This is a genomic window from Anaerotruncus sp. DFI.9.16, assembly GCF_024461615.1.
GTDB classification, from domain to species: domain Bacteria; phylum Bacillota; class Clostridia; order Oscillospirales; family Ruminococcaceae; genus Anaerotruncus; species Anaerotruncus massiliensis.
In genome coordinates, this window is sequence record NZ_JANFZX010000068.1 from 1 (window position 1) to 12,647 (window position 12,647).

The 12,647-nt window shown below is 65.0% G+C and carries 16 protein-coding genes; 4 read left to right on the forward strand and 12 right to left on the reverse strand.

Going from position 1 to position 12,647, the window contains the following annotated elements:
- The first annotated feature begins 187 nt into the window (after positions 1–187).
- The gene (locus NE609_RS15350) at positions 188–862 is read left to right on the forward strand and encodes a TrkA family potassium uptake protein (RefSeq protein WP_121587124.1); all 675 of its coding nucleotides are present in this window, start codon (positions 188–190) and stop codon (positions 860–862) included.
- A 70-nt stretch (positions 863–932) separates the two neighbouring features.
- Here NE609_RS15350 and NE609_RS15355 read toward each other — a convergent pair whose 3' ends face one another.
- Positions 933–1,424: a metallophosphoesterase gene (locus NE609_RS15355; protein WP_256153011.1), complete on the reverse strand. Its 492-nt coding sequence runs from the start codon at positions 1,422–1,424 to the stop codon at positions 933–935.
- A 207-nt stretch (positions 1,425–1,631) separates the two neighbouring features.
- On the opposite strand from NE609_RS15355, the gene NE609_RS15360 reads away from it, so the two are divergent.
- The 3 genes from NE609_RS15360 to NE609_RS15370 all read left to right on the forward strand — a co-directional run bounded on the left by NE609_RS15360 (position 1,632) and on the right by NE609_RS15370 (position 3,172).
- Positions 1,632–1,886: a hypothetical protein gene (locus NE609_RS15360; protein WP_101548116.1), complete on the forward strand. Its 255-nt coding sequence runs from the start codon at positions 1,632–1,634 to the stop codon at positions 1,884–1,886.
- A gap of 72 nt (positions 1,887–1,958) precedes the next feature.
- The gene (locus NE609_RS15365; protein ID WP_256153012.1) at positions 1,959–2,726 is read left to right on the forward strand and encodes a hypothetical protein; all 768 of its coding nucleotides are present in this window, start codon (positions 1,959–1,961) and stop codon (positions 2,724–2,726) included.
- On the forward strand, positions 2,723–3,172 hold the full coding sequence (locus NE609_RS15370) for a hypothetical protein (RefSeq protein WP_256153013.1): 450 nt from the start codon (positions 2,723–2,725) through the stop codon (positions 3,170–3,172). The genes NE609_RS15365 and NE609_RS15370 overlap by 4 nt, the downstream gene beginning before the upstream one ends.
- Positions 3,173–3,218: 46 nt before the next feature.
- On the opposite strand, the gene rsmI is transcribed toward NE609_RS15370, so the two are convergent.
- The 11 genes from rsmI to NE609_RS15425 all read right to left on the reverse strand — a co-directional run bounded on the left by rsmI (position 3,219) and on the right by NE609_RS15425 (position 12,497).
- The gene (rsmI, locus tag NE609_RS15375; RefSeq protein WP_256153014.1) at positions 3,219–4,046 is read right to left on the reverse strand and encodes a 16S rRNA (cytidine(1402)-2'-O)-methyltransferase; all 828 of its coding nucleotides are present in this window, start codon (positions 4,044–4,046) and stop codon (positions 3,219–3,221) included.
- The gene (locus NE609_RS15380; RefSeq protein WP_256153015.1) at positions 4,043–4,789 is read right to left on the reverse strand and encodes a tRNA1(Val) (adenine(37)-N6)-methyltransferase; all 747 of its coding nucleotides are present in this window, start codon (positions 4,787–4,789) and stop codon (positions 4,043–4,045) included. Before NE609_RS15380 ends, rsmI begins: the two co-directional genes overlap by 4 nt.
- Before the next feature lie 11 nt (positions 4,790–4,800).
- Entirely contained in the window at positions 4,801–5,973 is a 1,173-nt protein-coding gene (locus NE609_RS15385; protein WP_256153016.1) for a hypothetical protein, read from the reverse strand.
- Positions 5,974–6,052: 79 nt separating this feature from the next.
- Positions 6,053–6,223: a DUF362 domain-containing protein gene (locus NE609_RS15390; protein WP_101547919.1), complete on the reverse strand. Its 171-nt coding sequence runs from the start codon at positions 6,221–6,223 to the stop codon at positions 6,053–6,055.
- A 121-nt stretch (positions 6,224–6,344) separates the two neighbouring features.
- Positions 6,345–7,244, reverse strand: coding sequence for a stage 0 sporulation family protein (locus tag NE609_RS15395; protein ID WP_101547917.1), 900 nt, complete (start codon positions 7,242–7,244; stop codon positions 6,345–6,347).
- Positions 7,245–7,263: 19 nt separating this feature from the next.
- On the reverse strand, positions 7,264–7,503 hold the full coding sequence (locus NE609_RS15400; protein WP_121587130.1) for a hypothetical protein: 240 nt from the start codon (positions 7,501–7,503) through the stop codon (positions 7,264–7,266).
- A 22-nt stretch (positions 7,504–7,525) separates the two neighbouring features.
- Positions 7,526–8,473 carry a hypothetical protein gene (locus tag NE609_RS15405; protein ID WP_256153017.1) on the reverse strand — a complete coding sequence of 316 codons (948 nt, stop codon included), beginning with the start codon at positions 8,471–8,473 and terminating at the stop codon, positions 7,526–7,528.
- On the reverse strand, positions 8,474–8,797 hold the full coding sequence (locus NE609_RS15410) for a cyclic-di-AMP receptor (protein WP_101547913.1): 324 nt from the start codon (positions 8,795–8,797) through the stop codon (positions 8,474–8,476). It abuts the gene before it with no gap.
- Positions 8,798–9,176: 379 nt separating this feature from the next.
- Positions 9,177–10,529, reverse strand: a complete 1,353-nt coding sequence (locus NE609_RS15415; protein WP_256153018.1) for an aminotransferase class I/II-fold pyridoxal phosphate-dependent enzyme — start codon at positions 10,527–10,529, stop codon at positions 9,177–9,179.
- On the reverse strand, positions 10,526–11,584 hold the full coding sequence (locus NE609_RS15420; RefSeq protein ID WP_207726240.1) for a peptidoglycan bridge formation glycyltransferase FemA/FemB family protein: 1,059 nt from the start codon (positions 11,582–11,584) through the stop codon (positions 10,526–10,528). Before NE609_RS15420 ends, NE609_RS15415 begins: the two co-directional genes overlap by 4 nt.
- Before the next feature lie 106 nt (positions 11,585–11,690).
- On the reverse strand, positions 11,691–12,497 hold the full coding sequence (locus NE609_RS15425) for an epoxyqueuosine reductase (protein WP_256153019.1): 807 nt from the start codon (positions 12,495–12,497) through the stop codon (positions 11,691–11,693).
- Positions 12,498–12,647: the final 150 nt, after the last annotated feature.

Below are 12,647 nucleotides of genomic sequence, written 5' to 3' on the forward strand. Positions count from 1 at the left end.
GGGTTCTTAGGCGGACTTTTGGTTCCTTTTCGTCCGTCCGAAAAGGAACCCGTGATGCGCGGCGGAACGCGCTCGTATTTCTTGCCGCCCACGGGCGGCAATTCCCGTGATAGCCTCGCCGGGCGCAGCGCGGCAAATCCAAAACCGCCCGCCGGGCGGAAAATCATCTAGGAAAGGTGCATGGAAGATGCGAATCGTTGTTGTGGGCGGCGGCAAGGTCGGCTACTATCTGACCAAGACGCTGCTGGAGCATGGGCACGAGCCCCATCTGGTTGAAACGGACCGGGAGGCGTGCACCCGCATTGCGGACGAACTGGACGTGCCGGTCATCTGCGGGGACGGGAGCATGATCGACGTGCTGGAAAGCGCGGGCGCCAAGGGCGCGGACGCGCTGATCGCCGTGACCGGGCGGGACCAGGACAATCTGGTCTCCTGCCAGCTGGCCAAAAAGGTGTTCCAGGTGGAACGCACCGTGGCGCGCATCAACAATCCCAAAAACGCGGCGGTCATGAAGCAGCTCGGCGTGGACATCCCCATCTCCTCGACCGACAACATCGCCCGCCTGCTCGAGCGGGAGGTGGATACCGCCGCCATCAAGCAGCTCATGCCGCTCGCGCGCGGCGAAGCGTCCCTCTCGGAATTGCAGATCCCGCCCAAGTACCGCCTCAACGGCATCACGCTGTCCGAGCTGCGGCTCCCGGAGGAATCGGTCATCGTGTCCGTCTCCCGCGATGGGCGGCTCATCATCCCGCGCGGCAACACGCAGATCTTTTCCGGGGACAAAATCCTGGTGGTCTGCGCCAATTCCGCGGTGCGGGAGCTTTCCCGCAAGATGGGCATCGAGACGGAGGACAAAAAATAGCTGTTCGGCCCGCTGAACGGCGTCATAAAATGGAACAGGAGCCCCCGGCAGCGGCCGGGGGCTCCTGATTTTATTTGCGCCGGTTGTCCAGCTCGTTGATGAAGCACACGATGTCGGTTTCCGTGACGTCGACCACCCCATAGGTGCTTTTGCCGGCGCGCGGCAGGCCGAGGCTGCCGGGATTGAGCAGGTGCATCCCCCTCTGGTAGCCCACAAAGGGCACGTGGGTGTGCCCGAAGAGCACAACGTTCGCCTCGATATCCGCGGCGGCGGCGACCAGATCGTCGAGGCCGTATTTGACGCTGTACATATGGCCGTGGGTATAAAAGATTTTCGCGGGTCCGCAGGAAAAGCAGCCCGCCAGCGTGGCGCTTGTCCCAAAATCGCAGTTGCCCCGCACGCTGAGCCATTTGCAATCGGGATAGAGCGCGATCGCCTGTTCCAGCTCCTGCGCGCCGTCGCCGAGGTGGATGAAGATATCGGCGGAAGCGCGGTGCATTTCGACCAGCCTGCGCAGGGAATGAAAATCGCGATGGGTGTCGGACGTTACGATCAATCGCATGGGAACCGGCCCATCCTTTCCAAGACGGCGCGTACGCGCCGGAATACCGGCCTTTTCCGGAGAAAAACCGGCCTTCGGAAAAACGCGCGCAAACGAAAAATTTCGGTGGTTGCATGCGCTTTGCCGCGGGCCGGGTGTCACACTTTTTTGAATATCTGCTATTAATATAACATATAAATGAACGAAAGAAAACAGGCGGTGAACCGATTGGCAAACAATTTCAACATTTCTCCCGACCAGATGGATTCCCTGCTTGCCCTGGCGGGCAAAAAGATGGGCAAGGACCCGGAAAAGCTCCGCGAGCAGATGCAGAGCGGTCAGATGGACGGCATCCTCGGCGGGCTCAGCCCCGCGCAGAGGGCCCAGATCCAGGGATTTATGAATAATCCGGCGGCGGTCCAGCAGTTCCTGGGAAACCCCAAGGTCCAACAGCTGCTGCGCGGCCTGATGGGCAGGCAGTAAAAGGCATTCCGTCGTTCACAGGCCCGCGCGCCGCGCGGGCCTGTGAACGCCACACGCGAAGAGGGGGATTGCATGGATGACCTGAATTCGATGCTCACTTCGATATTGGGCGACCCGGGCAAAATGGAACAGCTCCGGCAGGTCGCCCAGTCGATCGGGCTCTCCCCCGGCGGCGCCGCGGCGCCCTCCGGGCAGCCGGACGGCGGAAACGCCGCGCCGGGCGGCTTCGACCCCTCCGCGATCGCTTCCCTCCTGCAAAACCTCCAGGGGTCCGGGAACGCGGGGAGCGCCCCGCCCGCCGGCGGAGGCGCGAACGGAGCCGGGAACGGCCCCAGCCCCGCCGCGATCGCCTCCCTGCTCCAGGGACTCCAGGGGGGCGGCAATGCCGGAGGCGGCGCCCCGCCCGCCGGCGGAAACGCGGGCGGCGGCTTCGACCCGTCCGCGTTCGCCTCCCTCCTGCAAAACCTTCAGGGGGGCGGAAACGCGGGCGCCGCGCCCTCTACGGGAGGCGGCGCCGCCGGCGGCTTCGACCCCGCGGCGCTCTCCTCCATCCTGGGTATGCTGGGGGGCGGCGGCCAGAACGCGGGCGGCGCTACGGGAGGCGGGATGCCCGACCTCGGCTCGATCGGCAAGCTCGCGGGCGTGCTCGGCACCATGAACCAGCCGGATAAAAACATCGACCTTCTGCAGGCGCTCAAACCACATTTTTCGCCCGAACGGGCGGGCAAAATCGACGGGGCGGTCCGGCTGATGCGGCTGATGCACGCCTGGCCGGCCGTGCGCGACAGCGGGCTGCTCGGCAGCCTCGGAAATCTCTTTTCAGGCGGTGGTAAACGATGATGCGATGGAACAGCACCAAAACCTATACCGAAGAGGACATGATCCGCATGCAGCAGGAGGCGATCAACCGCGTCCATGAATTTCAGGCGCGCAGCCAGGCCGCCACGCAGCAGTTCATCGACGTGCCTCCATCGGCCATGCAGCCGGTAACCGAGGAGCCGGAGCCGATTCTGTTCGACCCGACGCCCGAAATCTCCTTCTCGCAGGGGCAGGCGATGGGCGGGCCCGCGCAGGTCACGGAGGACGGGGTCATCGAGGCGGAATCGCATGTGGTCCCCCAGCAGCCCGCCCAGCAGGCGCAGCAGCCGACCGACCCGATCAGCGGGCTGATCGACAAGCTCGGCATCGACACCGAGACGCTGCTCATCCTCGGGCTGCTCTTCCTGCTCTACAACGAAAAGGCGGATAACGCCCTGCTCATGGCGCTCGCCTACCTGCTCCTCTAGGCTTCCTGTTCTTTGCAGCGCTCCAAAAAGCCCCTACATAGCCGCGTCATTCCTTCAGCGCGGCCTTATAGAGCTCTCCTTTCTTATAGCCCGTGCGCCGGGCGGCCTCCTTCGCGGCCTCCGACAGGGAGGCCCCCTGCGCGGCCAGCTCGAGCGTCAGCTCCACAGCCTCCCGGAAATCGGGAGGCTCTGTTTTTTTGGGCGGCGCGCCCTCGACGATGAGGACGAACTCCCCGCGCGGCGGATTCTCGGCGTAGTGGGCCGCCGCGCCGGCCAGGGTGGTGCGCCGCACCTCCTCGTGCACCTTCGTCAGTTCCCGCGCCAGCGCGATCCGCCGGTCGCCGAACGCCTCGAGCATGTCGGTGAGCGTCGAAACGAGCTTGTGGGGCGCCTCGTAGAAGATGAGGGTGCGCGGGTCCCCCCGCACCGCCTCCAGATGCTCCATCCGGCTGGTGCGCTTGACGCTGAGAAAGCCCTCAAAGGAGAACCGCGCCGTCGGAAGCCCCGACACCGCCAGCGCGGACACCGCCGCGCTCGGCCCCGGCACCACGACCGTCTCGACGCCGTTTTCCGCGCACAGCCGCACAAGGTCCTCGCCCGGGTCGGAGATGCAGGGCATGCCCGCGTCGGTCACGACCGCGCAGTCCTCCCCCGCTAAAATCCGCGCGAGGATCTCCTGCCCCCGCTCGCGGATGTTGTGCTCATAGTAGCTGACCAGCGGCTTTTTGATCTCAAAGCGGTTGAGCAGCTTCAGCGTCACCCGCGTGTCCTCCGCCGCGATAAACGAGCAGTTTTGGAGCGTCTCGAGCGCGCGCGGGGAAAAGTCCCCCAGATTGCCGATCGGCGTGCCCACGACATAGAGCTTCCCGCTCATCTTCCGCCCTCCTTTTTGTTCTCTTTCTTCCGGTAGACGCGCAGCATCTCGGGGGAAAAGCCCCCCTCCCCCTCGACGATGAGGGGCGGCTCCACCCGCAGCCCCGGCTTTCCGCCCCGCCGCCCCTCCGCCAGCAAAAGCCAGGGCGCGCCGGCCGGCCGCTGCTGCACCAGCCGCAGCCGCTTGGGCTCGAGCCCCGCCTCCCGCAGGGCGCAGATCACGTCGGCCAGCCGCTCGGGGCGGTGGCAGAGGCAGAACCGCCCGCCGTACCGCAGCAGGTACCGCGCGGCGGCGGACACGTCCGCGAGGGTGCAGGCCGTCTCGTGCCGGGCGATCCGCCCGGCCGGGTCGGCGCTCAGCAGCCCGCCTCCCGGCCCGGTGTAGGGCGGGTTGCAGGTCACGAGGTCGAATCCCCCCGCGGGGAGCCGCCCGTGCAGCTCCCGCAGGTCGGCGCAGAGCGGAACGAACCGCCCGGCGGGCAGGTTCCCCTCCGCGAGGGAGCGCGCCATCTGCGCGCAGGCCGCCTCCTGGATTTCCACCGCGACGGCCTCGCGCGGGGCGGGCTCCGGGCCGCGGAACCAGAGCGCGGGCACGATGCCGCACCCGCTCCCCAGGTCGGCCGCGCGGTCCCCCGCGCGCGGGGAGGCGAAGTCGGCGAGCAGGAAGGCGTCGGCGCCGAACTTGTGCGCGGGCGTCACCCACAGGCGGATTCCGCCGCCCAGCTCCTCATAATGGCCCTCCAAGCGCCTTCCCCCTATTCGTTGAGATGGAGTTCCGCCTCCGCCCGGTGGGGCGGATCCGGGTTCTCCTGAAGACGCAGGACCATCCAGACCTGGTTCCTCCCCCTCAGGCGAGCCTCCCCTGACGCGGCCCCCCCGCGGGGCGGGGCCGCGTAGCCTCGCAGGTCCGCGAGCGCCTTCTTCCAGCAGCGGCGGGCGAGCTTTTGCATACGCGCATCGTTTTGGAGGAAGCGGGGCAGACCGCTGCCCGCGAGCAGATCGTCCGGGACCGTCTCCGGCAGGGCGTCCGGCTCCAGCCGGACGGTGACCGCGCATGGCTCGAGCGTCTCATGCGCGCGGTAGCGCGCCCAGAGCGCGTGTTCCTCCGGCAGGATCGGCATTTCCGCGTCATCCAGGGGGCCCGTCACCAAAACCGGCTCCGCGTCGTCCGCAGGGCCGCAGGCCTCATCGGATTCCTCCTCCGGCGATGCTTCCGCTGCCAGCCGGGCCGCTTCCTCCTCCGTCAGTTCTTCCACGGCGGGCGGCGGGATGATCGCCGCCGGCTCCGGGCCCCCGATCACTAGGGGAGCGATGCTCGCACGCAGACCGCTGTAACGGTTGAGCCGCTCGGAAAGGGCGGTGAATTCCCACGCCGCATCGTGTTCCCCCGTCTGCGCGTCGTCCGGAGCCGGCGGAAGCTTCGGCGGCAGGCAATAGAAACGATTGGCGCCGCAGAGGACACAATAGTAGTGAAAAATCAGAACCGCAATCGTCGCCGGAAAGACCAGCACGGCGGGACATGCGGCACTTAGCAGCGTCGTCAAAAGCAGGGGGCCGCCGAGAAGCGCAAAGATAAACCCTGCGCGCCGCGTACGCAGCAGACAAAAAAACTGGCACGCCTTGAACGCCAGCTCCATAAGGGCAACCCCCAGCACAGCTCCCAGTCCGGAGAAAGCGCCTCCAAACACGGCATAAAACGCGCCCCCGGCACAGATCGCTATGACAAGCAGCAGGCAAAGGAAGGCGTCCGCCCCCGCCATGGCGACGAGATACCAGTTCTGCCAGGGACGCGCTTTCACAACAAGCCGCCCCTCCAGCCAGTTCCCCTCCCGCAAAAGCAAGGCGGCCGCAATCACGACCAGCACGACTCCGATTACGGGCTGTATGAGATACGATTCTTTCGCCGACATCAGGTAATAGCTCCTCAATGTGTCCGTTCCTCCTTTCCCCGAAAAGAAAAGCCTTCGCTTTGCGGCGAAGGCTTTTCCTTATGTACGATACCGTCTCTTATTCGGGCTTGATGGCCTCGACAGGGCAGTCGGCCGCACAGGCGCCGCACTCGATGCAGGACGCGGGGTCGATCTCATACTTGCCGTCGCCTTCGGAAATCGCGCCGACGGGGCAGGTCTCCTTGCAGTTGCCGCACGAAATGCAGTCGCCGCTGATCACATATGCCATGGGGAACACCTCCAAATTGAAATACTTTTCTCCCGATACCGCTATGCGATATCATAGACTTATTCTACCACAGACGCGCAAAAAAGCAAGTAAAGTTTTTGGGAGAATCGTCAAAATTCCCCTATTTTTCCTCCTGCGGCTCCTCCGGCGCGGCCTCTCCGCGTCCGGCTCCCCTGCCCTCGGCGCGGCTCTCCTGCCGGCCCTCTCCGCGGCCCTCGCGGATGGGGCGCACCTCGCTCTTGGGATAGAACTTCGCGGCGGCGGAATCCTTTTCCGGAGCGACCTTCAGCATGCCGGTCAGCAGGTTCACCTCCACCACCGTGCCGCGGCCGTCCTTGGTGCGCACCGGCGTGCCCGCCTTGGGGGTGGTGCGCAGCAGGTCGTCGTAGGCGGCCTGCTCATATTTGAGGCAGCACATCAGCCTTCCGCAGGTGCCGGAGATCTTTGTCGGGTTGAGGGAGAGGCCCTGCTCCTTCGCCATCTTGATGGAAACCGGCTGGAACTCGCCCAAAAAGGTCGAGCAGCAGAAGGGCCGCCCGCAGATGCCCAGCCCTCCGAGCATCTTGGCCTCGTCGCGCACGCCGATCTGCCGCAGCTCGATGCGGGTGCGGAAGACCGACGCGAGGTCCTTGACCAGCTCGCGGAAATCCACCCGGCCGTCAGCCGTGAAATAGAAGAGGATCTTATTGTTGTCGAAGGTGAATTCCACGTCGACCAGCTTCATACTGAGCTTGTGCTTGGCGATCTTCTCCTCGCACACCTTGAAGGCCTGCTTCTCCTTCGCGGCGTTGTCGTGCACCTTTTTGAGGTCCTCGGGCGAGGCGAGGCGCATCACCTTCTTGAGGGGCTTGGAGAGCTTCTGGTCCTCGATCTGGCGGTTGCCCATCGCGACCTCGCCGCACTCCACCCCGCGCGCCGTCTCGACGATCACCCGCGCGCCCTTTTCCACCCGAAGCTCGCCCGGGTCGAAATAGTATACCTTGCCCACGCTTTTGAATCTCACGCCTATGATTTCAGCCATTGTGTTCCTCCAATTGGTTTTAACGTTTCCGCTTATGGGGTTTGAGCGGCTCTCCCGGCGGCGGCCCGTACCGGCGGCGCCGGTAGTCCCGCAGTGACGGGTTCCCCCATAAAAAGCTCACCCCGTATTTTCGTTCCATCAGTCTGTCGGCCAGCAGGACGTCCCGCAGCATCGCGCCCGGCAGGGCCAAAAGCCCGCGGAGCGTTTCGCGGAATCTCTCCCAGCCGCCCGGAAGCTCCGGGCCCCTGTTGTCGGTCATATGAACGCCTCCCGCGCGCCCGCTATCCGGCGAGCGCGGCCTTGACCTCCTCGACCATGCAGGCCGACAGCAGCGGGATGCTCACGTTGCGTCCCGCGCGCAGCAGCGCGCGTTCAACGGCGTCCGCCGCACCGACCAGCTGCATGACCGTCACCCGGTTGCAAAGCCTCTCGTCCGCCTCCCGGCCGACGGCCGCCTGCGCGAACCCCTCCCGCAGCAGCGAGAGGGTCTGCCCGAGGCCGTCGCGGTCCTTGTCGTACCCGGCGAGCACCCGCAGGCAGGCATAGCGTTCGCCGTAGATCAGCTCCTCGCGGAGCTTTTTGGCGTCGGCCGCCGATTTGGAGGGCTTGGCCGAGCCGAGCAGCCCGAGCGCCCTGCCGATGTTGCCGCCCGCGCCCGCCGCCGCGGCCTGCCGCTCCTGCGCGGACCGGCCGGGGGCGAGGGCTTCCAGCGCGGCCGCGCATTCCTCCACCGACGGCACCTCCAATTCCACGCTGATCGCGCGGGAGAGGATGGTCGGCAGCATCCGCGAACGGTTTTCACAGAGCAGCAGGAAATTCACAAAGTCGGGCGGCTCCTCGATGATCTTCAGCAGCGCGTTCTGCGCCGCGGCGTTCATCGCGTGCGCCCGGTCGATCAGGTAAATTTTGCGCGCGCCCTCGTTGGGCGCGATGTACGCGTCCTGCCGGATCTCCCGCACCGTCTCGACGGGGAATTCCTTCTTCCCCTCCGGCACGGTGTAATACCGCACGTCGGGGTGGACGCGCTTGTCCGCCTTGACGCAGTGGGAGCAGCTCCCGCAGGGCTTCGGCTCCCCCTCGCAAAGCAGCGTCTTCGCAATCTGCCAGGCGGCGGTCTTTTTTCCGCTGCCCTCCGGGCCCTCGATGAGCAGGGTATGGGGAAAACGCCCGCCAGCGGCAAGGTTGGCGAGCGTGGCGTTTGCTTTTCGGTTGTAGAGCAGTTCGGGCATTTACAGCTTCTCGAATCTTTCCACGTTCATTACAAAGATCGTCGCGCCGCCCACCTGGACCTCCACCGGGAAGGAGGTGTACATCCCCACCCCGTAGGAGGCGGAGGAGGGCACCATCTGGGTCCGCTTTTTCGAGTGCTTCCCGATGATCTCGATCGCCTCGTCCACCCGTTCATCCTCGGTGCCGATGATAAAGGTGGTGTTGCCCGCCATCAGGAATCCGCCCGTGGTAGCCAGCTTGGTCACGGAAAATCTGTTCTTGGTCAGTTCCTTGGATACCTTGGAGCTGTCGTCGTTCGATACGATCGCAAATATCAGCTTCATAAGTCACCCTCCTGATTCCCTTCACATTTTGGACCAGCGCACGCCTTTGTGCAATTTTATTTTACCATAGCGGCTGTCAAAATTCCATCTTTTTTTGCGCGGCGGCAAAAAGAACCTGTTAAATCCGGGGCTTTCCGCCCGGTTTCCTTCTTTCTTTTCTCTTGTAAAAGAAAGAAGCAAAGAAAATACGCCTGAAGCAGGGCCCGCGGGCCCGGGCAAAGGGCTCCGCCCTCGCCACCGGACAGCGTCCGGCGGCTCACCCGCGGCTTTTTGAAAAAAGCCGGCAAAAACGTTTGGATTTACAACACGGCGCGAGCGGACGGCGGAGGAAAGCGCCGCGCCTGAACCAAAAGTTTTGAAGGGGTCCGGGGAAACTTTTTCAAAAGTTTCCCCGGGACACCACTGAAACCTCCGTCACCCCGTAGCCCCTCAGCGTCTCCACGGCGGCGCCGTCGATGCGCTCGCCGGGCATGACGATGGGGATGCCGGGCGGGCAGGGGGAAACCTCTCCGGCGGCGACGCGGCCTGCGGCGTTTTCCACCGAAACGCGCTCCTGCGTGGAAAAGGCCGCCTCGCGCACCGACAGCGCCTGCTCCAGCCGGGGGAGCGGGGGCGGCGGGGCGGGGGCGGACGCGCCGGAGGGCGGGAGCGCCCCCAGGGCGGTTTCCAGCCGCGTGAAATCCTCGGCGCGGTTGAAGCCCGTCGCCATCAAAACGCCCGCCGCGCCGCCGATATATTCCGGCTCGATGGAGAACCCGCGCAGCCACGCGCCGAATCCCGCCGCGTTCATGCCGCGCGCGGCAAAGCCGAGCGAGAGCTTGGCGGGGTCGGCCGCCCCCTGCGGGGGCGCGAACCCCTTTTGGAGCGCGAGCAGCCGCGCGCGGTCGAAGGCGCGCGAGACGCGCTCAAAGCCTTCGGCCGCGCCCTCCCCGGCGTAGGCGGCGGCCCGCTCGCAGGAGAGCAGGATCGGGTAGCTCGGGCTGGTCGAGCCGAACATCGACATCAGGCGCTTGGCGTCCGGGGCGTACCGCTCGTCGCAGATGTGCAGCAGCGCGCCGCCCGTCATGGCGGGCATCGTCTTGTGCAGACTGTCACAGCAGAGCGCCGCTCCGCAGTCGGCGGGATGGGGCTTCCCGTACCGTTCCGGCAGGAACTTGAGGTGCGCGCCGTGCGCGTTGTCGACGAGCAGCGGCACCCCGTGGGCGCGGCAGACCTCCGCGATCCCCGAAAGATCGCTGAGTACGCCGAAATAGTCGGGCGAGGTGAGATAGACCGCCTTCGCCGCCGGGGCTTCGTCGAGCGCGGCGGCGACCGCGGCCGGGGAATACCGTCCGGTGAACCACTCCCCCGCGTCCCGCTCGGGATAGACCCACACGGGGGTGAGATCGAGCAGAGCCGCCGCGTTGATCGCGGCGCGGTGGAGGTTGCGGCCCATGACCACGGCGGCGCCCGTCCCGCAGGCGAGCGCGAGCATCGTCTGGATGCACAGCGTCGCGCCGCCCGCGCAGAGCAGCGTCCTCCGGGTCCCGTAGAGGCGCGCGAACTGCTCCTCGAGCGCCAAAAGCGGCCCCTCCGCGTGGTAGAGGCTGTCCGCGCCCTCCACCTCGGTGATGTCCCAGGGCAGCAGCGCGGCAAATTCGTCCGTCCCCGCACCCTTGTGCCCGGGCATGTGGAAACGGGACATGTCCTTTTCGATGTAATCCCTTACGGCGTCGTGCAGCGGCGTTTTCATTCGTGCTTCAGTTTCCTCTTGAGGTGTCCGAGCGCGCCGTTCAGCGCGATCGCCTGGTCGACCATCCGCGCCTTGACCGGACGGTACACGTAGTCGAACTCCCCGGCCAGCTCGTCAAGCCGGCCGTTGAAGCCGCGCTTGAACTGGTAGAGCCCGTACATGTGGCTTCCCTCCTCCAGATTCCCCGAGACCCCCTGGAAGTCGTAGACCTCGCAGCCCGTTTCCACCGCCCATTTGATCATTTCCCACTGCATGAGGTAGTTGGGCATCACGTCGCGGTGGACGTTGTCGGACGCGCCGTAGACATAGCAGCATTTGCCCGCGTAATTGGTGGTGATGGCGCCGCAGACGGGCGCGTTTTCGTAGAATCCCATGTAGAGGCGCACGTGCTCCCCCAGCGCCTCGAGCATCCGCTCGAAATACGCCTTCGGGCGCACGTTGAAGCCGTCCCGCTCCCCCGTCACCCGCATGATGCGCACAAACTCGTCGAGGTATTCCGGCCCCACCGGACGCACCTCCACCCCGTTGCGCATGGCGATGCGCACCTTGCGGCGGGTGCCCTGCGTCAGGTTCGCGAGCAGCTCCTCCTCGGTGCGCCCCATGAGATAGAGCCGGTAGTTGAACCGGGCCTGGATGCCCTCAAACCCGTCGGGGCCGTACTGCTGCGTAAAGCCCATGCTCTTCGCGATCGCCAAGAAATCGGTGTCGCTCATCAGCACGTCGGGGTCCATCTTAAAGGTGTGGGCGTTATATTTCTTCGCCAGCACGTCGACGCCCGCCTTCAAATCGGCGAGCACCTCCTTGTCGTGCAGGTCGCAGACCGGCCCGCGCGGCGCATATAAAAACGCGGTCCCAACAAGCGGGATCTTCTGGATGAGCACCGATACGGCGCCCTTGATCTCTCCGTCCTCCCCGCGCGAGACGACCGCCTCATACCCCCAGTTGTTCTTGACCTTCTGCCAGTTGACGCTCTGGGTAAAGCCCCCCTGCGGATGGCGCGAGACGAATTCCTCCATCTCCCCATACTGTTCAGGCGTTAAAATCTCCACTTCCATCGGTCCCTTCCACGGCCCCCACGGGCCTCTGTCTTGTTGGCGTCCGCTCAGGCCGGACGCCGGCGCCAATGATCCGCGCTTATTATAGCATATTTTCCCGGCGCCGTCATTCCTCCCCGCGCAGAATCCGCAGGTTGCGCCGCAGCACCGCTTCCCCGCGCCAGCCGTAAGCCTTGCTCTCGCAGAGTTTTCCAAGATTATCTTCCCCGACGACCGGCGCGATATCCCGTTGAAACGCCGCGACAGGGCTTCTCCGCGCGTTCCGGTTGACCGGGCAGGCGTCGGTGCACAGGTCGCACCCCCACACGAAGCCGCCCGCCCGGATCTGTTCCCGCTCCCATTCGGTCAGCTCCCCCTTTTTCTGGGTGATATGGGAGCGGCATTTTTCCCGCTCGAAGCCCTCATGGGACAGCGCGCCCGTCGGGCAGGCCGCGGCGCACCGGCCGCAGTGGGTGCAAAGGGTTTTTGCTTTACGTCCCGCGGCCGGAAAATCCGCCGTCGTGACGATTTCGCCGATAAAGCAATAGCTTCCGTAGGTTTCATTCAACAGTTGGCCGTTCATGCCGATATCCCCCAGCCCCGCGAGGCTGGCGGCGCGCACTTCCGCCACCGGCGAACTGTCTACAAATGGTATAAATATATCTCTATTATACATACTTTGCAGTTCCTTTGCCAGCTCTTCCAGCGTTGCCCGGATAATCGTATGGTAATCATCCATAAGCGCGTAGCGCGATATATTTCTATTTGGATATTCTCCAACATAATATCCAAATAGTATAACTATAATGCTTTTTGCCCTCTCGGGCAGGCGGCGTTTGGCGCGCACCTCCAACAGCGGCAGCACATCCGCAAACCGGCAGACGCCCCACTGGTCGACGCCCGCTTGCACCATGATCTTTTTCAGCCGTTCCATTGGCGGGCCTCCCTTGGGTATGCCGCTCAGTGAGCGGCGGAGTTTGTCGGTAGTCGACCGACGACCGACAGCGGTTCTTAGGCATACCGCTCATCGAGCGGCGGAGTTGCCGGGTCCCGCCCCGGCGGGCGGCCCCATTTCTTGTGCGGA

Excerpts from the sequence above, each read along its gene's own strand:
- NE609_RS15405 (WP_256153017.1), bottom strand. The coding sequence starts at position 8,473 with ATGCCCGAACTGCTCTACAACCGAAAAGCAAACGCCACGCTCGCCAAC.
- NE609_RS15400 (WP_121587130.1), bottom strand. The coding sequence starts at position 7,503 with ATGACCGACAACAGGGGCCCGGAGCTTCCGGGCGGCTGGGAGAGATTC.
- NE609_RS15365 (WP_256153012.1), top strand. The coding sequence starts at position 1,959 with ATGGATGACCTGAATTCGATGCTCACTTCGATATTGGGCGACCCGGGC.
- NE609_RS15420 (WP_207726240.1), bottom strand. The coding sequence starts at position 11,584 with ATGGAAGTGGAGATTTTAACGCCTGAACAGTATGGGGAGATGGAGGAA.
- NE609_RS15425 (WP_256153019.1), bottom strand. The coding sequence starts at position 12,497 with ATGGAACGGCTGAAAAAGATCATGGTGCAAGCGGGCGTCGACCAGTGG.
- NE609_RS15415 (WP_256153018.1), bottom strand. The coding sequence starts at position 10,529 with ATGAAAACGCCGCTGCACGACGCCGTAAGGGATTACATCGAAAAGGAC.
- NE609_RS15390 (WP_101547919.1), bottom strand. The coding sequence starts at position 6,223 with ATGGCATATGTGATCAGCGGCGACTGCATTTCGTGCGGCAACTGCAAG.
- NE609_RS15350 (WP_121587124.1), top strand. The coding sequence starts at position 188 with ATGCGAATCGTTGTTGTGGGCGGCGGCAAGGTCGGCTACTATCTGACC.
- NE609_RS15370 (WP_256153013.1), top strand. The coding sequence starts at position 2,723 with ATGATGCGATGGAACAGCACCAAAACCTATACCGAAGAGGACATGATC.
- NE609_RS15410 (WP_101547913.1), bottom strand. The coding sequence starts at position 8,797 with ATGAAGCTGATATTTGCGATCGTATCGAACGACGACAGCTCCAAGGTA.
- rsmI (WP_256153014.1), bottom strand. The coding sequence starts at position 4,046 with ATGAGCGGGAAGCTCTATGTCGTGGGCACGCCGATCGGCAATCTGGGG.
- NE609_RS15355 (WP_256153011.1), bottom strand. The coding sequence starts at position 1,424 with ATGCGATTGATCGTAACGTCCGACACCCATCGCGATTTTCATTCCCTG.
- NE609_RS15395 (WP_101547917.1), bottom strand. The coding sequence starts at position 7,244 with ATGGCTGAAATCATAGGCGTGAGATTCAAAAGCGTGGGCAAGGTATAC.